Origin of the sequence: Stenotrophomonas sp. SBJS02, from assembly GCF_020428325.2 — a bacterium.
In the GTDB taxonomy this organism is placed as follows: Bacteria; Pseudomonadota; Gammaproteobacteria; order Xanthomonadales; family Xanthomonadaceae; genus Stenotrophomonas; species Stenotrophomonas africana.
Genome location: NZ_CP109812.1, coordinates 2410003 through 2429840, shown reverse-complemented (window position 1 = coordinate 2429840; position 19838 = coordinate 2410003). Strand labels below are relative to the sequence as shown.

13 protein-coding genes are annotated in these 19838 nt (G+C 58.9%); 4 read left to right on the top strand and 9 right to left on the bottom strand.

Features of this window, described 5'->3' with window-relative positions; translation table 11 throughout:
• Positions 1-68 precede the first annotated feature (68 nt).
• From FQS62_RS11365 to FQS62_RS11350, 4 genes are read right to left on the bottom strand one after another with little or no spacing between them, the layout of a single operon-like run.
• A complete protein-coding gene (locus FQS62_RS11365; protein WP_180855125.1) occupies positions 69-1280 on the bottom strand; it encodes a Wadjet anti-phage system protein JetD domain-containing protein in 1212 nt (403 codons plus the stop codon).
• Positions 1277-4696 carry an SbcC/MukB-like Walker B domain-containing protein gene (locus tag FQS62_RS11360; protein ID WP_208043162.1) on the bottom strand — a complete coding sequence of 1140 codons (3420 nt, stop codon included), beginning with the start codon at positions 4694-4696 and terminating at the stop codon, positions 1277-1279. The genes FQS62_RS11365 and FQS62_RS11360 overlap by 4 nt, the downstream gene beginning before the upstream one ends.
• On the bottom strand, positions 4683-5339 hold the full coding sequence (locus tag FQS62_RS11355) for a DUF4194 domain-containing protein (protein ID WP_102947213.1): 657 nt from the start codon (positions 5337-5339) through the stop codon (positions 4683-4685). Before FQS62_RS11355 ends, FQS62_RS11360 begins: the two co-directional genes overlap by 14 nt.
• A gap of 1 nt (position 5340) precedes the next feature.
• Complete coding sequence (locus tag FQS62_RS11350) at positions 5341-6762, bottom strand: Wadjet anti-phage system protein JetA family protein (RefSeq protein ID WP_049400904.1); 1422 nt, start codon at positions 6760-6762, stop codon at positions 5341-5343.
• A gap of 118 nt (positions 6763-6880) precedes the next feature.
• Between FQS62_RS11350 and FQS62_RS11345 the strand changes: the two genes are divergently transcribed.
• From FQS62_RS11345 to FQS62_RS11330, 4 genes are all read left to right on the top strand, one after another.
• Positions 6881-7738, top strand: coding sequence for a BrxR family helix-turn-helix transcriptional regulator (locus FQS62_RS11345; protein WP_146027645.1), 858 nt, complete (start codon positions 6881-6883; stop codon positions 7736-7738).
• 353 nt (positions 7739-8091) lie between these two features.
• Positions 8092-9657 carry a hypothetical protein gene (locus FQS62_RS11340; protein WP_180855130.1) on the top strand — a complete coding sequence of 522 codons (1566 nt, stop codon included), beginning with the start codon at positions 8092-8094 and terminating at the stop codon, positions 9655-9657.
• A gap of 57 nt (positions 9658-9714) precedes the next feature.
• Positions 9715-12471, top strand: a complete 2757-nt coding sequence (locus FQS62_RS11335; RefSeq protein WP_180855132.1) for a caspase family protein — start codon at positions 9715-9717, stop codon at positions 12469-12471.
• 273 nt (positions 12472-12744) lie between these two features.
• Positions 12745-13230, top strand: a complete 486-nt coding sequence (locus FQS62_RS11330) for a hypothetical protein (RefSeq protein ID WP_180855133.1) — start codon at positions 12745-12747, stop codon at positions 13228-13230.
• 867 nt (positions 13231-14097) lie between these two features.
• On the opposite strand, the gene FQS62_RS11325 is transcribed toward FQS62_RS11330, so the two are convergent.
• The 5 genes from FQS62_RS11325 to FQS62_RS11305 all read right to left on the bottom strand — a co-directional run bounded on the left by FQS62_RS11325 (position 14098) and on the right by FQS62_RS11305 (position 19819).
• Positions 14098-15138 carry a lipid A deacylase LpxR family protein gene (locus tag FQS62_RS11325; RefSeq protein WP_180855135.1) on the bottom strand — a complete coding sequence of 347 codons (1041 nt, stop codon included), beginning with the start codon at positions 15136-15138 and terminating at the stop codon, positions 14098-14100.
• Positions 15139-15681: 543 nt separating this feature from the next.
• Complete coding sequence (locus FQS62_RS11320) at positions 15682-16425, bottom strand: cation diffusion facilitator family transporter (protein ID WP_099596065.1); 744 nt, start codon at positions 16423-16425, stop codon at positions 15682-15684.
• A 97-nt stretch (positions 16426-16522) separates the two neighbouring features.
• Positions 16523-17098 carry an S-(hydroxymethyl)glutathione synthase gene (gene gfa, locus FQS62_RS11315; protein WP_005413334.1) on the bottom strand — a complete coding sequence of 192 codons (576 nt, stop codon included), beginning with the start codon at positions 17096-17098 and terminating at the stop codon, positions 16523-16525.
• Positions 17099-17154: 56 nt separating this feature from the next.
• Positions 17155-18264: an S-(hydroxymethyl)glutathione dehydrogenase/class III alcohol dehydrogenase gene (locus FQS62_RS11310; protein ID WP_005413335.1), complete on the bottom strand. Its 1110-nt coding sequence runs from the start codon at positions 18262-18264 to the stop codon at positions 17155-17157.
• Positions 18265-18529: 265 nt separating this feature from the next.
• Positions 18530-19819: an NAD(P)/FAD-dependent oxidoreductase gene (locus tag FQS62_RS11305; RefSeq protein WP_180855137.1), complete on the bottom strand. Its 1290-nt coding sequence runs from the start codon at positions 19817-19819 to the stop codon at positions 18530-18532.
• Positions 19820-19838 lie beyond the last annotated feature (19 nt).

Below are 19838 nucleotides of genomic sequence, written 5' to 3'. Positions count from 1 at the left end.
GGCACGCGCATCAAGGCATTAAAGACGGCGCAAAGCAATTTGTCGCCTAGGTCAGACTGCCCAGAATTCTAGGAGCCTGGAAACTGTGGAAGGAGAACCTCCTGCTCCAGCGTCCCCGGATGCGTTTCCACATGAATGGCCAAGTCATTCCACCCGATGGATCGACAAGTTCGAGACATTGCGCTAGACACCGATTCAGCCGTTGGCTTGAGAGCGTAACCGAGACCAATGAGCTCCCTGGGATCCATCAACCACGGCTTCAGGGTGAACCCCGCCTCGGCGGCAGATCCTGCGATGACGGCGCCAATCCTCATCCCACCCTCATCCAAGTCGCCGAAATGGAACGCCTGAGTTGTCTGGCGAGGAAGTGATTTCAAGATCAGCATGTAGACCTGTCTCCAGGATGGGGACGGCATACCACCGGTATAGAGCAGTACGAGGCCGACTTGATCAGATGCAGCCTCAGCAAACTCATGGAATGTCTGTCGATTCTCAATAGTGAGAACACGCCAACTCAGCACGGCTGGGTTCGGCACGAATCCAGCGATGTGGGCAGGAGCGAAGCCGAGATATGGATGAACCACTCCCACCGTCGTAGTCGACGTAACAACCGTAAGTGGACCTGAGATCAGTACGGGCAATGGTTCCTTGTGCAGGCCTATGGCCGAGAACACCTCGCTACTATCAAGTCCAGATGGTGCAATAGAGTTGAACCAAAGCAAATCGATCCATTTCACGATGCCCTCCACTCGCTTGCTGTCACCAAACATCATGGACGAAACCCGGCGCAATAGTTCGTCCCTAACGACGCCTCGCCTTGCTGAAATGAGGCTGATTGCATCCAGTATTTGCGCTACAGAAGCATCGGCAGCCTCTTGCCCGCGAACCTTATGGCCCAACGACCAGCGCTCAATGACCTCGGTCAGTACGGGGAAAAGGCTGGTGTGAGTGTCCAGCATGGAACGGGCCTTTGATACGGAATCACGACGAAGTCGTGCCCCCAAGAAGTTCGCCAGCTTCGCGAGGTTCAGTACGGCAACGCCCGCAACATCCAGAGGCGGCTGCACCATCACCTTGGCCCTGATTTCGATAGCTCCAGAGCGCTCAGCCAGTTCAAGCTCGGAACGAAACGCTCTTGCATCCTCGATGCTGCGCAGGCTGAAGAACTCTGGACATGATGACTCCGTCAGCCTGAGAGCTATTCGCTCATCCTCGCCACGACTCACTGCATTCTGGGAGCGATTGAAAATTGACGTCAGGAAGGCCCGGGCAATACTCATGCAACGACTCCTTCCCCATGGGGCATTCGACTTGCTTCAACACGCTTGAGCTCCTCCTCGAGAAGCTCGGGATGCTTGCGCCAGTTGTCGGAATCCAGAATTACATGACCATCGTCATCAATGCGGACGTGTTTGATGGAGATAAGATCGTCGTCACGGTACATCTCGATGTAGGTATCCACCGATTCGTTGATCTTACCCAAGGCATCGTCCGGTGCCGCGACGATGGGCTGAAGGCCCAATGCCTTCAGGTACTCAAAGACGGCACGGGTATTCACTGAGTCAATCTTGTCACCCAACTCATCGAAAATTATCAGCGACATGCCGCCTTGATCACCGCGCAACTTTCCCAATGCGCGTGCCATCGAAGCTGCAGCAACGATGAAAAGAGGCGCGCGGTGCTCGCCCCCGGAACCCTTGTCCATGCGCTTTGAGAAGTCGGTCACCGTCACACCATTGCTGCGAACGTCAATCTCGAAGTTGAAGAAATTGCGATAGTCCTCCAGAAGCCTGTTCGCCTCTGCATCCTTTCCCTCAAGCATCGCCCTGAACTCAGGAGGAGCATCCACCTGGCCAGAGAAGATATCCCCCTCCGGTCCCGCACCAGCCACCTTCAGTATGAATTTGTACAGCGACTCATGATCTTTATTGAGATTGGTGACGAAGTGATACTTCTCGTTGTTCGAGAATGGCGGCAAGCGCTCCATCGTACTGTTCAGCTCATTGAGCGTGCTGCGCATGCTGGCGAAGTGGTCGCTCAGGCGGGCGGCGATCTGCACCTTGAACGTTTGCTCTGCCGCTTCTGCAGCTTCCGCGGAAAGCACTTGGTAGTGATGGAGCTCGGATTCCTCTAGCCGTTGCTTCTCCTGAGCCATTGTCTCGCACATGGCGCCCAGGTCGCCCACCGCGATATCCATCTGAGGATCGAATTGGTTTGCGTACGTGGACATGTCACTTGCCAACGCCTGCACTTGGGAAGACAACTGATTGCCACTTCTAACCGTAGCGTCACTGATCTTCGCCACAATCGTATGCAGCGATAGGCCGGAACCATCAAACTCATCGCGTTTTGTTTCGAACCACTCATCACCCACGTATTCATTGCGGCGACTGAGAGCCGCCTTTGAGCAGATTCCGTTGGTTCTATCCGCAAGCTCGTCTAGCCGTCTCTGTGCTTGCCGGAAAGCCTCACCATGAGTTCCGACGTCTCTGCTGCTTTCTTCCAGCTTCGACTGTGCTGCCAAGGCAGCTCGCCTTGCCTCTGTGATGAGCAGCTGACGAGCAAGGAGATCAGGTGCGCTTGCGATCTCTTGCATCGCCGCCTTTGCATCAAGCGCGGATTGCTCCTGAATGTGCGAGTTCAGCCATCTTTCAATGTCCTGGATACGTCCTTCAAGTCCCACCAACTTCTCAAGGGCTTCAACCAACTGGCGCGACCGGTTCGCCTCCTGCTCGCACTCGGCTGCGTTCTGCCCCAACGTGCTGCGCTGCTGCCGAAGCACCGCCAGGCGATGGCTGGCATCTTGGCGTCCCAGCACCAGTTCCGTTGCAGACAAGGGGCGTCGACGGCCGAAATCAGCACGTCCAGCCTGCTCGCCAGTACGGGTGAAGCCCTCAGGGCTATCCGTAGTGACGCGCTCCAATCGCTCCAGCCGGCCGAGTCGAAGACGGATATAGTCCACCGCCACTTGATTGTCACCCGCGATCAGATGCGCGAGACCCATTGGCGGAACTACACCCATATCCGCCTTCGACTTCACCGGGTTCACCAACAGTACTGAATCCGGCTTTGTATCCCACGGAATCTTGTTGAAAACGGACAAGGCATCCTCAAATTTGCCGCTACGGACAACCAGGGCAGTGCGCGAACGACCAAGGAATCCCTCGATTACGGGTGCCCAGTCAGCATCTGTGACCGTGACCAAATCGCAGACGGGCGTGCACAGAAGTCCTTTATCTCCAAGTATGTTCACAACTGCTTGGACGGCCGGCGGGAGTTCCGCTTTGCCTTCTTGGATGCGTTTGATCTGCTCGTTAGCGATCCTAAGCTCATTTCCGAGCTTGGACAGCCTCTGCTCGTCATGGTCTAGCTGACGCCTTGCCGACTGGATGATCGGAGCAACCCGCATGCTGGACTCGCGCAATGCTGCCGAGGCCTGCGAAACGTCAAGCACAAGCGCATCGGATACGGATGTGCTGGAAACCGCGTCAAGAAGCTCAACCCAAGGCATCGCCAGATGCTGCCAGCCTCCGAGATCGGGTTTCACGCGGTTGGCCTTCTCGAAGCCCGCCACCACCTCGCGAAGGGCCTGGGCCACATTGGTTTTGATAGGTCTAAGTGATCTCTCTCGTTCGCTGGCCAGGTCACGGGCGGCACTGATCGCCGGATCTGCTGCTGATTGAAGCTCTAGTTCGATGTGCACGCCGTTGAGTCGATCATGCTCTGCCTTGGCGCTGTCGACTGCGTTCTGCGCTGCCTGATGCCTGTCCCGCGCTTCATGCAGCGTAGTTTGTGCCGCATCAACAGCATCCATGTGTTGTTCACGCTCATAGTCATCCAACAGCGCCCTATAGGTCGCTGCGTGCATCCGAGTCTGAGTAGCCTTATGACCGGCTGCGATCAAGCTTTTGACGTTCTCAAGCCTGTCCAGTGTTTCCAGAACCTTGGCTTGAAGCGAGCGCAGATTGTCGAGCTGGGAGCGGAAGTTCTTGAGCTCGATAGGATGGGCATCGACAATGTAATTTCGAACAAAGCTGCTGGTGTCAGGAACTTTCTGCAGATTAAGCGCATTCTTCATCGCTCGCCGAAAAGCTCTCGGGTCGATGCTGCCCCCTCCTTTGGGGCGCAAGGCGAACAACATTGCTTCAACCTGCTTCTCCGCCGACGGAGGCACTGCGAGCCTACCATTCACGCGACTGACTGCGTCCTCCATCAGCTTATTGAACGTTCCCCAGGCCAACGGCAAAAGTTCCGCCTCGGCGTTCGCTTCAAGATGATCATCTAACGCGAGCGCAACCCCTTGGACCACATAGCGCCCGTAGACGTGCAGCTTTGGATCGCCCACTGATGCGCCCAGGGCCAGGCCAACCGAAACCGGCGGCAATTCGCCCTCAGTGTCGCGAAACACCATGGTCAAATAGGACGTCGCATTCTCACGAATATGCTCGTCACCGCGATAGTAGCCGAGGCAGTATTCGCGCACTGAACGCCCCCGAGTGCCTGATACGCCCCCTGACTGCGCATTGAGATCGATTTGATTCTGATCCCCTCCGTACAAGACGATCTGCATCGCATCCAGAATCGCAGATTTTCCCGATCCGTTAGGCGCCACAATGCCCGTTGCAGGACTAAAGCTCAGGGTTTCGGCACGGAATAGGAAAAACTGTACCAGGTGAAATTTCTCAAGCAGATACATTGCCATCCTCCGTGACTTCATTCATTGCGTCGAAAGTAGCTGCATCCCCCTCACCTGCCACTTCCTTGCGGAAGGATTCCAGATGGCTCAAGTATTCCTTCCGCAGCAGATCTCCGATCGCGGGATGGATGCGAACCTTCGCGAGCTGATTCCGTACATCGTCCCTGTCCTCAAAGGCAGCAATCCCCCAGCGCTTGAACTTGGCCATCAAAGAGCGGAAGTCCCCAGGCGAGGGAAAGTCCCTGCCCGTTTCCTTCTCGTAGTGCTCTTGCAAGTCAGGCAAATCGACGAAAGTTTCGCCATTTGGCTCTTCGCGCCCCTCGAAACGGACGCGATGATGAACGCCGGCGAGCACCAACAGCAGCAGGGTTTCGTCCTTGCTGGCTCGCTGTTGGGTCAGTACGTGCACGGGCCGCGCCACGATGTACTGGTAGTTGGTGTCGTGCAACAGCTCGATGCCGAGGGGACGAACTACCTGCTCAAAGTCATTGATATTTCGGCTGACAATGCCGTAATCCTTCCGGGTCGCCCGGTCCGAGGCGGACAAGACCTGGTGGGTTACTAGCCGATAGGCCGCCTGCTCGTAGTCCTGCTCCTCGTACATAGTGTCGCGGCTAAGCGCCTTTTCCCAGTGGCGTGCCATGTCATTTCACCTTGGTGATGTAGAAGTCCGGCATGTCCAAATACGGCCCGGCAATTCGTTCATCACCGGCGCTTTGGAAGCGATATCCAGGTAGTCGCTTTGAAATTCCTTCATGGTGCTTCTTTCCGAGGCCTGTCATTGCCTCCTGTGCGTAGGTGGACAGCGTCTGCACCATTCGAAATTGCTTGATACCGGTGATGGGAAGCTGAGACGCCCGGATCTGCCTGCCTCCTCCCATGACACCCTGCAAGTACACCCTCACCTCTGTTGGCATGGCGGTACGCGCATCACGCGCACGCCTGTGCAGGTTCATCCGCGCCTCCTGCTCGGCTGTCATCTGCCGGGGAGAATCGGCGGTCCTGGGAATGGGCGGACGGGCGATGCGTGGTTGAAACAGGAGTTCACCGGAAAGCAATGCTCCGGGCCCAACGGGCATGGAGGCGTCGAAGTTCTCCGCAGCATTGACTCCGGCGATAGCCTTTTTGATCCGTCTCTCGAGCTGGCCCGGCGCGCGAAGCTGGTACTCGATCATGGCCAGCATGCGACGCTCGATATGGCGCTGATCCTGGCCCAAGCGATCGAAGTAGTCTTGCAGACGATAGACATTGCTCAATCGCCTGATCGCCTTCTCATAGACAGCCTCAGCCGTGCCTTTATCACCTTTGTAGCGTCGCTCGGCCAACCACACGATGATCCGTTCCCGATGATCCCCGTAATGGATTTCCTGAGTTAGGCTCAACACCTGCGCCTTTCGTGCGAGGGGGTGATCGGCGCCAGCCAAGTCCGCATAGTCAGCCATGACGTGCTTGGAAATGTAGTCTTCAAACAACCGACGGATAGCCGCCCCGGGGGTCGCGGACTTGAATATCTCGCGCTGAAGGGTACGCACGTTCAGACTCATGGCGGCAATCCCGGACAGAAGCGCATGGGCGCTGTCGCCGGCGTTTACGAAGTCGTCGCCGTAGACATTGCTTGCAGGATCAAGCACCCGACGTAATGTGTCTTCAATGGAACGCATCTTCGCGCCGACCATCGCCGGCGTGTCTTCTGTGAAGACCTGCAAGGTGGCAAGGAAACGGCTTACCACAGCAGTCATGGACAGAGTGCGCGTGAGTCCCACCTGCTCTTCTTCGAACCAGCCATTCTCCGTGAGATGGCTCAAGTACATGTTGGCGCGAATGTTGAGCGGAGTGAGCTGGCCTACCCCCTCTTCTGCCTGCCAAGCGTCATCGTGTTCGAGGTAGTTCTCGATGAACTGCGTCAACTGCCGCCGTTCCCAGCCGGTCGCCGGGGGAACCTCAGCCTCTGGCCCGAAGAATTCTTCGTACAGACCCAAGAGCAGCCGCCAGTAGTTCTCCCGATTTGCCGAGGCCAATGGGCGAAAGAGTTGCGATGGCAGTACCTCAAACAGAGAGCTGGACACTGTGCAACTCCACAGAAGTTGGGCTGTCTACTTCACATTAGCATAAACGCTAACATATCATAAACGCTAACTTAGCATCAATGCTAAGCTGCGTGTCATCTGACCCCGGCCCAGCCCCATGCCCCGCCCCCGCCCCAATCCAAACAAAAGTCCGGAAACACTTCGAGCCATCGAAACGCTGCTCCTCTGGGAGGGGCAAGTCACCAATGAGCGAGTACGCCAAGTGTTTGATCTGCATATCACCACGGTAAGTCGATTGCTAACCCAATATGCTGAACTCAATGGAGGCGGCCTTGAGTACCGAAGCCATGTGCGCGGATACGTGGCGATGTCTGGCTTCAGACCCCTCCTAACCGAAGGGCTGATCGAAGAGTACCTTGCGTTTGAGCGCCCCCAGGAAGCTACAGGCTTTATCGAGAGCTCCCAGCTTATCCTCGGCGGCGTTGAACGACGCCACTTCGCACTGCTTAATCGTGCCTGCAGAGAGGGCAAGGGGCTCGTTGGCGAGCACCGGTCCATGCGCAACCCAGCACCTCGCACCAAACGACTGTTCCCTCATGCGCTGGTGCAGGCAGGCAGGCGCTGGCATGTTCGCGCATTTGTCATCGCCGAGGACGAGGCGGAAGCCGGACGCTTCCTGGACCTGTCTATAAATCGGCTGAGCGGCTTGAAACAGCTGGCTGATCCTCGGCCAGAGCGGGCCGAGCCTAGCCAGGACGCCGCCTGGCAGACACAGGTAGAGCTGTCGATCGTCCCCCATCCGCATCTGACACCAGATCAGAAGGATATGGTGCGTATCGAGTATTTCGGAGGTAAGGCAGCCTACAGGTTAAGAACCCGTGCAGCACTACTCCAATACCGACTACATGAGCTGCGCTGCGCCACCGATGCAGAGAAGGAGCCGCCGAACGAATTTCACCTCTGCGTCGACGATCCAACCGCGATCCAACCGTGGCTATTTGGCGAGCTGAATTAGCGGATGGCATGATCGTAGCCAAACTTGAGGCCCGGCACGGATACCGCGCTACCCCTGCCTGGGTAGCTACCCTACATAGCAACCGTATCAGATGGACGCCATTGGCATTCAAAGCCAATTCTCCGTCTGTACCTCAATGATCCGGTCGATGAGCCGTGCCCTCGTGTCCCTATCGATCGAGCGCCAAATGCAAACTACCGCCCCAGCTGCGGCATGGTCCGGGGCATTCAACTCTAGCCCTTCGCTTACTCGGCATTGAGGTGACCAATCCCGACCTAGACGATTACTGATTGCCCACTTCATAAACTCATGGCACTCTGGGTTGGGATCATTCTGGTCACAGGGGGCTAGGTATGGGCAGTCTGCATCAAATCCACAGTCGCAACGGCTGTATCGGTGCCGGAACCGATACGAAGCCAGAGGATATCGACGCTATCGTCACGGCGCTTCGTAAGGACGGGCGTGGTCATTTGCTGCTTTACTTTCACGGGGGCCTGGTCGACAAGGCCGCGGGTATCGGTATTGCCCAGCGACTTGAGGGGCGCTTTTCTCAATCGGCCTATCCGGTTTTTTCCGTGTGGGAGTCGGGTTTCGTTGAAACGATCCGCAACAACCTGCGCGAGCTGCCGGATGAGCCGGTATTCAAGAATCTGGTGCGCAAGGCGCTAGAGTACGCGCTCCGCCGCTTGGGAGGTAGCAACGGCGCCCGGACCATCACGCCGGGCAACGTCGATGCAGAGAAGGTCCGCCAGGCAGTTGATACATATTGGAGCGATCCCAGTCGCAATCACGTGCCCTACCGTGATTTCAAACCTGTAGTAGGGCCCTCAGGTGCGCGTGCGGCGAGTGCGCTGATCGACGACGCCGAGATCGAAGCCGACTTGCAAACCGACAGCGAGTTTGTGGTCGCCATGCAAACCCTGCCAACCGCGTTAGACGAAGCACGCGATGCATTCATCGGGGGAGGAGCGAGCGTTCGAGATACCCCGTTCTCGCAGGCGGTATCAACGCAGGTCGCCGGGGTCGAGGGAGGCCGCGGGTTGATCGTCTGGTTCAAAGTTGCCCTTCTGGTGAAGCGCATCCTGCAGGGTGTTCTGCGTCGGTACGCGGATCAACGCGATCACGGCCTGTATGCAACGGTCGTAGAGGAAGTGTTGCGTGGTGTTCATTTTGGTGGCAGTGGACTCAATGAATGGGGCAAGGCACTCCAGTGGAACCGCATGAAGCAGGACTCACTCGATGCGTTCGGCGACGGCTCCGACCTGTATGCCGGAACTGCGCTGCTGGAGCGGCTGCGTGCCGCCCATGCCTCTGAAGGGCTGCTATCGAGGATCACTCTAGTCGGCCACAGCACTGGCGCCGTCTACATCGCCAATTGGCTTGACAAGGCATCAGAGCTTCTGCCGGCCGAGATTGCATTCGACGTCGTGTTCCTGGCGCCCGCCATCACCTACGAGCGCTTTGCCGCCACGATCACCCAACATGGCGATCGCATCCGTCACTTCCGCTTGTTTGGCATGCGCGATGAATTCGAACGGGACGATCAGGTCGTCGGAGACGACTCTAAATTTCCCAATGGGCAGGACTGGAAGCGCTTCATCTATCCCAGCTCCCTCCTCTATCTGGTGTCGGGTGTCCTCGAATCGCGCCCAAATTCCGACGGAACGCTCGTCGACGAACCGGACATGCCGCTGCTAGGCATGGAACGCTTCTTCGCTTGGCACCACATCTACTCAGATAGCAAGTTTCCCGAAATAGGTGCAGTCCGCGCGTGGCTCGGAGCTGCACCGAACCGTACGATCTGGTCCAAGTCCCAAGGACAGACAGCAGGCTTGAACAGCACAAGCATTGATCACGGAGCTTTCGACGACGACGAAGATACGCTGCTCAGCGTTGAGAGCCTCCTCGGCGGATGGTGACATCTTCGAGAGCACGCCAAAGGTGCCCTTGTGTACGCAACAGGGAGAGATGTGGACATGCCGCGAGATGATCACTACGCGATCGTGCTGACAATTAACCGTTATCCCGGCCTGAGTGACCTCCATGGACCTGAGAACGATGGCGAAGAGTTCCGGCAATGGCTCCTCGATCCGGAGTACGGCGACCTGGACACCCGACGTATCCAAGTCATACGGTCGCAGGATTATGGCGTGGCAGCGACCCCGGACGACGCAAACCCGACCGAGAAGGAGCTCAAGAAGGCGCTTAATCTATGGCTGCGCACCCCGAACGGATGGCATGACCGCATTGGACAGCGCTTGTATCTGTTCTTCGCCGGACACGGGTTCACAGCAGGTTCGACGATCCACGACCCGGCACTATTCTCGGCCGTCGCGCAAAACGGCGATACGGCGCATATCGCCGTCCTACGTTATGCGTCGAAAATCGCCAACGCGGGTTTCTTTGATGAAATCATCCTGGTAACGGACTGCTGCCAGGACGTACTCAAGGCGAGCCAGGTGCTCGAGCCGACTTGGACCCCGCCGGACCGGCAACGAACGGCACACGTCCGATTGTTCCAGGCGTATGGAGCGCCGCGGGGACGTCAGTCCTTTGAGCGCAACATTGGCCCGGCCGGGCAGTCTCGCGGCCTGTTCACTAGCGTCCTACTGGACGCGCTGCGCAGCGCACCGCCTGACGCCGACGGATGGGTGACGGATCGCGCCGTCGCGGACTACTTCCAAGTGCTATGGGCCGATCGCTACGAACAGGAAACCGGATACACGCCACCGCTGACTCCCGCAACGAAGCGGATTCGAATATATCAGCGCCCGGCGTCGGCGCCAGCTTCCGCGCTCCCACGCCGGGTTGCCGTCGACCTGAGCCGCATCATTGCTAGATCCGCGGCCATCGACCGGCAACCGGATCCTGACATCTCTCCTTACCCACCCGCGCCGCCCACCGACATGGCGCCAAATGGGCAGCTACGCAGTAGCCAGCTTCGCCAGCTCGAGCATCCCATCGTGGAGCTGACCCCGGGTCTGCATCTCGTCGTTACACCAGGGAATCTACCCGACCTCGCCTTCGAGGTTCCCTACCCGGTGCTGCCAGCTGCAGGCAACACCCCTCCCGTTGCTGCACCTATCGACATGCCCGCTTTGCGAACCGACCAGGTTGCAGCGCAGCCGGTGGTGTTGAGGACGGACAATCCCAACGCGCAGATCACGGTGCTCGATGCTAGCTACGCTCGTGTCAGCATCGGTACGGGAGTGGTCTCGCTGTCCTTAGCTCCGGGACTCTACAAAGCCCTGGTGCACGTCGGGGCCGAATCGGCGCAATCGCTGTTCGTTGTTGCGGATGCGCCCCTCGACCAGCGGTTGCCCGGGCCCGAATTTTCCGCGGCTGCGCCCGTCATCGGCACGTCAACCACGCACCAATATCAGTCCCTTCATGCCGCTGAATACTCGATGATTCCGACGGAGCCAAGCCGCGATCTCAGCGAAATCGGTGAGGTCTTTGTCTTCGCGCGCGACTCCAGTTTCAGTCCCGACGGCTCTCTAAACCCCGCGCCACCGTGGCGGCAGTGGCACCTCAGTTCCCTTGTAGGGGCAACCTTGGAGGAGCGCCTCATCCACAGTGGTACGGACGACAGGCTCGGCTACGCCTACCTCAAATTAGCAGCAACAGCTGGCAGCCTCGCACTGCGAACGGCCAGCCCTTGGGGCGAGTCGAATGAAGACGGACTGGTCGTCCCGGTGATTAAGGGGTGGCGTACCGAGATCTACCTTGACTGTACCTCAGCTCCGCCAACCCCTCCGATGGTGGACACTCAGGGCGCACGAATGCTCGACTTGGCGACTGCCTCCATCCATCTGATCCGGATGGGAAGTGCGTCACTGCTGTTCGATCCGATCGGGCTTGCGACGGAGGCGGCGCGAGCGCAGCTTACAGTCGGCCGGGAGGTGGCGGTGCCATCAACCGAGCAAGCAATGGCCAGCCCGATGTGGGCCTTGTACGCGGCCCTCGCTGCCTTCCAGCGGGGCGGGCAGCACATCGATACCGTTGGACAATGCGTTGCAGCCGTTCCTAAGGAAATCAGGGAGGGTCTATCCGATTTTGCGGTGCTCGCGCAATGGCTAGGCCTATCGAACGTGGCCCATCCGCTCCGTAACCCACCCGCGCTGGCGGCCTCATGGAGCCTTGCCTCAAAGCTGGAGGCGCGAGGCGGACTGGCCTCCGAACTGTTCGAGGAGATCGGCCAATGGCGGTCCGGTGGGAGTCTATGGACTCTCTGGCAGCGTTCGGTTGATGACCGCTGGTTGTTGCGAAATCGGCTCTCTGACCAGGCTATGGGCACTCTGAAGGGTAATGCACAGGGGATTGACGACGCGGCAACCCCGCAAGTGCTCGCCCCCGCCTGGTCACTGGACACCTGGGTTCCGGTCGAAGACGGCCTGAGGTGTCCTAATCCCACCCATAGCCCCTTCCAGCAAGCACTCCGTCGGCGTCTTCTGGATGCGCTGGCTGAGCGCCACACCGATGCCGACAGCGACGCCTTCACCACTGTGTCGCTGCCACCCGAGTCCGATGTCTTCGCCTTGGCAGCGGAGCTCATGCTGTCGCCGATATACGCCATGGCCGCCTATAGCAAGCTGTATGCGGAAGCCCGCCGCCAATCCGACCTGGGGCCTCTCATCGAGTGGGTAACGGTGAACGGAGATGAACCCGACCTAGACTCGACAGCCACCAAGTCGAAGCGCAGCACTCACCTGCAATCAATGGACGACTACTGAGAGGCGAATCGTAAGCGCGGCCTTCACGCGAACCCCATCCAAGTATTCTTAGCGGTGTCTAGGCAAAGTTGTCCCAAGCCACAGCCGGCCTGCGTTGCCAGCCCGAAGCGGTTATAGGTCAAGAATATAGATGAGGTGCGACGCCCGGCCTACAGGATGACATCCTCCCGCGTGTTAGGCGGCTCTCAAGTAGCGCCATTTCTTGGTGGTCCTTGTGCCTTCGCTGTGGCAGTTTGCGATTCGGACCTCACACTACTCACATAGAATGCTGAAATGCCGGTAAGCGCCAATCTCGCCTACGACCTTCTCAAGACCGTGAGCAAACTGGAATTCCAGCTCCGACGGCACGGGGACTTCTTCCGGAAAGACCGGACGGGGCAACCGACGTCCGACGTGGCTTGGCGCAAGGTGCAAGAGCGCGTCCGAAAGTTGGGCGACGATTTCGCGTCAGAGGTTCCTGAGTCGGCGCGCACGCGCCTTCTCTGTCAACGCGATGAGCGCCCCATGAAGCAGATGATTATTGAAGAGAACGGGAACTTGGTGGCCCGCTTTTGCCCCTGCCCATTGGATGCCGAATCGGATGCGGTCGCGCTGGTGGAAGCCATGCGGCAAGTCCGCAACAACCTCTTCCATGGTGGCAAAGAAGATTCGGAAGTGGATCCGTACGAAGAAGACAACGATTGGGTCTACGCCGCGACGCAGGTTGCGATTGCTCTCCAGCATGCGTTGTCTAACGGACGGCTCGACAATCGCGAATGAAACCACCTCACGAAACTATCGGGACGGCCCTAGGCCGTTGACGAGCGTGCAGCAAGGGTCGACGCGGCGATTGGCATAGCGCTAGCTAAGGCGAGGGGTGCCGACTAAACGCAGCATTGGCCGGGGGCATTCATGGTAGGTCGGTCACAGCAGATCCGTAATTCTGAGATCATCTGGGTCCGATCTTCTGAACCAGGCACGCTTGCGCGCCAAAGGCCGATGCTCGAATGATCGCGCACCTCGTCGAACTATCTCTCGCCCAAGGAGCTCAATAGCTGACTGCTTCCATGATCCTCTGGATGTAGTGACTAGTACGACCTTTTTCCCAGGGAACATGTTGCTCCTAACAAACTCCCAAGCCGGCGGCGCTGGGCAACCACGCCAGATGGGTGTTCCCAAATAGATAGCGTCATAGGGAGCTAGATCCATCCACGCGGGATTTATCCACGCGTCATCAAGACCCCCATCAGCCATAGCATTCACCCACCCGGCCAAGCCCAATGAGTAGTCAAATGCTTCGACAGCACGCAGATCGGCGTGTAACTGGTTCGCCAGATAACTAGAGGCTAAGGCGGTGTGCCCAGAGCGAGAGTAGTAGACCACCAGGGCATCGGGTAAAGGAGATCTCGATGGGGCCGGCGCCTTTAGCTTCTGAAGTTTCTCCAGCCTTCGTCGCGCTGCCCACACGACACAGCAATCAATCACCTTGATCCCAGCGGCAAGCGCGACGATGACTACGACGAGCTTGGTGATTAGCATCATTCAGTACTCTCCATCATGCACTCCCGCGTTACTTCTGTAGTCGCTCTGCGAGGTACTGCACTCAAGGACATAGCATGGTCGAACACCCGCGATCGTCGCCATCTACTATAGCGAGCGGCTAATAGTGAAGCTTCCGAACACCGGCGACTGGCGCTGGCCATAGAACTCCCGGGTGCTGTGGTAACGCGCCATTGCGAATTTCCAGCGACCGCGCATCACCGCGATGCCGTAGCCGCCTTGGGCGACCACGTGGCGCTTGTCCACGCTGTGGCTGTTGCGAAAGGTATTGCCGTCCAGAGTGATGTCGCGGATTACCCATGCCGCGTCGGTGGTCGCAAACAGGTGCCAGGACCAGCCGCTGGGGCGGCCACCACGGGTCGGCGCGGTGTTCTCGCCGGCCGGGCGCAGCGGCGTGCTGCCGAAGTCGTCGGGCAGCTTCCAGCCGAAGCGCACTTCGCCACCGGCGTTGGCCTTGGTTTCCAGGTTGCCGATCGCACCGCCATAGTGACTGATCGCATCCCAGCCCCAGCCGCCGGCATTGACACTGGCATCGGCCGGCCAGCGGCGCATGCGCTCGTGGGTCAGCATGAATATCGGCTCGTTGTGCAGCTGGTTGTCCCAACCCTTGAACTTCTCGTCCCCCAGCGCGTCGTGCACGGCGTTCTGCACCTGCCTGCCTTGGGCCCAGGGCCCGACCACGCCCACGGCCAGCTGGGTGGTCTGCAGGCGGTCGCCGCTGCGTGCGTTGAAGCCGAAGCTGGCCAGCAGCACGCCGGCATACGGCCGGTCATCCTCGATCAGGTCGCGGCGGGTCGGGTCGGTGGGGGTGAAGATGGCCTGGCCGATGCTGAAGATCATGTTCTGCTGCTCGAACCTGCCGGGGTGCAGGCCTTCCAGGTACTGGTTCACCCAGCGCGCCATGCGCGGCAGGCACGGGTCGGCGGTGTAGTCGACCAGGTTCGGCGAGACCAGGGTCAGCTGCGCGCCGTTGGTATAGCCCTGGTCTTGGTGGCGGCCACCGAACAGGTCGTTGTCGACGCGGAAGCTGATCTGCGGCGGGTGGTCGCGCATCGCGTCCGGGCCACATTGTTCGGCCGCCTGGGCCACCGGGGCTCGGGCAGCGGCCAGGAACACGAGTGCCGCCATCACAGACAACCGACTAAGCGCCAGTCTTTTCATGGGCTTGCTGCCATTTGACTCAATGTGAGGTTCAATTGAAGATCTAATGCGCTGTCGCAGTAGACCCGGAGGAAGGGGTTTGAGCCATACACCAGGCCATCAGCCGGCCGCACGCCAATTGCTTTCAAAGGCGGCGCATCCCTGCAGCAGTATCTAGCGCTCTTGGGCTCGCCAAGACGTTCGCCTGAGCAAGAGATCGTCCAGGCCCTCTCTAAGTGCAGCAACAGCCGGCGCCCCAGGTGCTGACCTAGACTGAAGGGCACGTCACCTCGCTGCGAAGCAACGTCAGCCGCTCAAGATGGACGTTTCAGAATCACAGTCAGTTTGTTGATCTCTGACTGAGAGAATGGCCACCCCGCCAGCAACTCCGCATCATGTGAGGTGGGGCATAGGCGCTCGGCGGGCTCGCCAGATGCGTCCAGGAATGACTCCGGTCGCAGCGAGTTTTGTGGAAGGCTCCCAATCGCAGGGCTAGCCTCCGTGCTGAGCACGGAGGCACCACCGCACTAGCTACTTACGCCGACCTGTCCACGCCGAAATGGAGCTACGAAGCAATCTAATGGCCCAGACTGCGACAACCGACGCGCCGATGAGGCCTGTGACTGAGTCCAGCCATGTCACGTCCCAGATCATCCCCACGACAAGTGCAGTAATTGCGAGTGCCGTTACAGCGGTGTCCGTAGCGACGTGAAGATAGGCCGCACGAAGATTGGGACTCCTGCGCGCACCGGGCCCCTTCTCGTCAGCATGGCGCTCATGCGGAACGTGGCAGTGATCAACCGCAGCACCTTCGCGATGGTAGGCAGAATGTAGCCACCGCGCTGAGAATATATTTGTAATCAAACCCGCAACGGCGATGGCAAGCGCTTCTGAGTACTGAACAGCCTCTGGCGCATGGAGACGCTCCGTCGATTCATAGGCCATCGAAGCGGCAATCCAAAGCATGATCATCGCGCTTACGCTCGCCGCGATGAGCTCAACCGCTAGCACCCGAGCCGCGCGCTCTGGGCGGCTCTGATTCCGCTCAGCGTACCAAGCGATAGAAAGTGCGAACAGGAGTACCAGCACGTGAGAGCTCATGTGCCAGCCATCTGCGAGAAGAGCCATCGAGTTGAAGGCCCATCCTCCAGCAATTTCGACGGACATCATGACCGCAGTGAGAGTCGCGGCCTTCGTAATTGCCCGTGCGTTGCCGGTGCTCTGTACGCCCTGCAGAGTCCGCTCGTGCATTGCGTTGGGGGGAAGCAAGGACATGGTCGAAGACTCCAGGCTCTGAGCGAAAATGTATACGCCGGTGGCGTACTGTCAGGAAGTACCGCCCCTTGCATGCAAGGGGCGGCATTTACACTACTTAGGAGAGAACGCCGCTGAGTCGTGCAGCATGCGCGGACAGCGCATCCATGAGCGGCGGGTTCAACACGTCGTACGGCTCCAGGGACAGAGCCTTCAGGCGGCTACGGACGCCGTCCATCTGTTCCGGCCTTGCGCCGCCGCCTTCGATGATCGAAGACACGAATGCGGCGAAGCGCGGTTCTTCCCAGCCCTTCTGTTCGGACAGTTCAACGTGAATGAAGTCCAGGCCGTAGAAGGCATGGGACTTGTTCTCGATGCGGCCAAACATGTGGACACCGCAGTCCTTGCACGCGTGGCGCTGGATGGTCGCAGCCGGATCGACAATCGCCAGCTTGTCGGCGTTCGCCGTGATCGAAACGGTATCGCGGGGAACGACACCGACCACGGAGAAGATGGCGCCTTCCGGCTTCCAGCACTTGGTGCAACCACAGGCGTGGTTGTGGGCCACATTGCTTGCGACGGAGATCTCAACCGGCTTGTCAGAGCACAGGCACTTCAGCGTGCCGCCCTTGAAGCCGGCGGTTCCGGCAACGACGCCGGAATCGACCGAGGGATGGATAGTTTGGTGTTGCATGGACTTAAACTCCTATTGTTGGAAGTGCAGCACCGGTTGCCCGGTGCTGCGGTGCATCAGTAGTTGATGACAGTACGAATGGACTTGCCTTCGTGCATGAGTTCGAAGGCTTCGTTGATTGCTTCCAGGCCCATCGTATGGGTCACGAACGGAGCCAGATCGATCTCACCCCGCATGGCGTCTTCGACCATGCCAGGCAGCTGGCTACGGCCCTTCACACCACCGAAGGCGCTGCCAATCCAGCGACGACCGGTCACGAGCTGGAACGGACGGGTGGAGATCTCCTGACCAGCACCGGCCACACCGATGACAACGCTCTGGCCCCAGCCGCGGTGTGCACACTCCAGCGCCGAACGCATCACATTGACGTTGCCGATGCACTCGAAGCTGTGATCGACGCCCCAGCCGGTCATCTCAACGATGACTTCTTGAACCGGACGGTCGTAATCCTTCGGGTTCACGAATTCGGTTGCGCCGAACTGCTTGGCCAACTCGAACTTGGACGGGTTGGTGTCCACTGCGATGATGCGACCAGCCTTCGCCTGACGAGCACCCTGGATCACCGCCAGGCCGATGCCACCGAGGCCGAACACGGCCACGCTGTCACCTTCCTGCACCTTGGCCGTGTTGTGCACCGCACCAATGCCAGTGGTGACACCGCAACCGAGCAGGCAGACGTGCTCCGGATTCGCTTCCGGATTGATCTTGGCCAGAGAGACTTCGGCCACGACGGTGTACTCGCTGAAGGTCGAGCAGCCCATGTAGTGATACAGCGGCTGGCCGTTGTAGCTGAAGCGGCTGGTGCCATCAGGCATCACGCCCTTACCCTGGGTGGCGCGTACGGCAACGCACAGGTTGGTCTTGCCGCTCTTGCAGAACAGACACTCACCGCATTCTGCGGTGTACAGCGGGATGACGTGATCGCCGGGCTTCACACTGGTCACGCCCTCGCCCACTTCGACAACGATGCCGGCGCCTTCATGGCCCAGCACCACCGGGAACAGGCCTTCAGGGTCATTGCCCGACAGGGTGAATGCGTCGGTATGGCAGACACCGGTGCTGGTGATCTTCACCAGTACTTCGCCCTTCTTCGGCGGAGCAACATCGATTTCGACGATCTCGAGCGGTTGACCGGGACCGAATGCAACGGCTGCACGGGATTTCATGTGAGTTCTCCTTGGGTGTAACGAGATAAGTGCGACAACGGTCTTTGGGGCGAGCTTGATCAGTGGTACATCGGGCGCGCCGCCCCTGGCGCCGGCTCTAGAACGCGTTTCAATCAGGTCGAATGCGCCTACAGCATTCTTCTTGGCGAGCTGTTGGGACCAAGTATTGGACTTCGATGGATTGCTGTATATGGAACAGATTGGATTTCATAATTCCTTGCGTTGGAATTATTGACTCGCAGCTCCGCCCCTCAGCTCGCCCGCATCAATGCAACTTGAGGCGAGGCTCCGTACTCCGTCCCAATGCGTCTGCCAACATGCGCGCAACCACCCGGCGTGTACCGAACAGGCTCCTCTGGTGCATGCGATACAGTGAGATGTAGAACATCCTGGCCAGCCAGCCCTCGACCTTGAATGACCCCATGAGGTTGCCCATCAGCGTGCCAACGGCGCCCTCCCTCGACAGGGACACCAGCGATCCATAGTCTCGATAGGTGAAGCTGGGCAGCGGGCGTCCCTCGATACGGCGGGTAATTGCCAGCGCAAGGAAGTGAGCCTGCTGATGAGCGGCCTGTGCCCTGGGGGGAACGTTTGTACCGCTGTGTCCATTCGGGCAGGCTGCACAATCCCCGAATGCGAAGATGTTCGGATCCTGCGTTGTCTGCAGCGTTTCAGATACCTCGAGCTGGTTGATGCGATTGGTCTTTAGGTTCCCGAGGGATGCAAGGAAGACGGGAGCACGGATGCCCGCCGCCCATACCTTCAGCCTCGCAGCAACCTTGATGCCATTGGCGAGTTGCAGGCCCTCTTCATCCACTAGGGTCACAGCCGAGCCACACATGACACGAACGCCTTCATGTACAAGCCGCTCGGCGACCGGCAGGCTCACGCGCTCTGGCAGAGCTGGCAGCACTCGCGGACCAGCCTCGATAAGCGTGATCTTCAGATTCTCGGGAGAGATCTTGTCCAGCCCATAAGCGCTAAATTGCCTTGCAGCATCACGCAGCTCGGCCGCCAGCTCGACACCGGTGGCACCGGCGCCGACGATCGCAACCTCCAGTGTTTCTGACTTGCCACGCGCTTGCGCGCCCATGTACTCGCTCAGCAGCCGCTTCTGGAAAGCAATGGCGGCATCGGGATCGTCCAGGAACAGGCAATGATCCGCTGCACCGGGAGTTCCAAAGTCGTTCGTTCCGCTACCCACACTGATCACCAGGGTGTCGTAGGAGATCGAGCGACGGGGCGCAATAACGTTGCCCTCCTCATCGTACAGTGGGGCAAGCTCGATCTTTCTGGACTTCTGATCCAAACCCGTCATCCGCCCCAACTGAAACTGGAAGTGATTCCAGCTAGCTTGGGCGAGATAGTTGAGCTCACTTTCTGCGGCATCCAACGCGCCTGAGGCAACCTCGTGAAGGAGTGGCTTCCACAGATGCGTCATCCGAGCATCGACAAGAGTGACTTTTGCTCGCCCTGAGCGCCCGAGCTTCCGGCCCAGCTGCGTAGCCAGCTCCAGCCCTCCGGCCCCACCACCAACAATGACAATACGATGCATTTTGATTCCCCAGGTATTT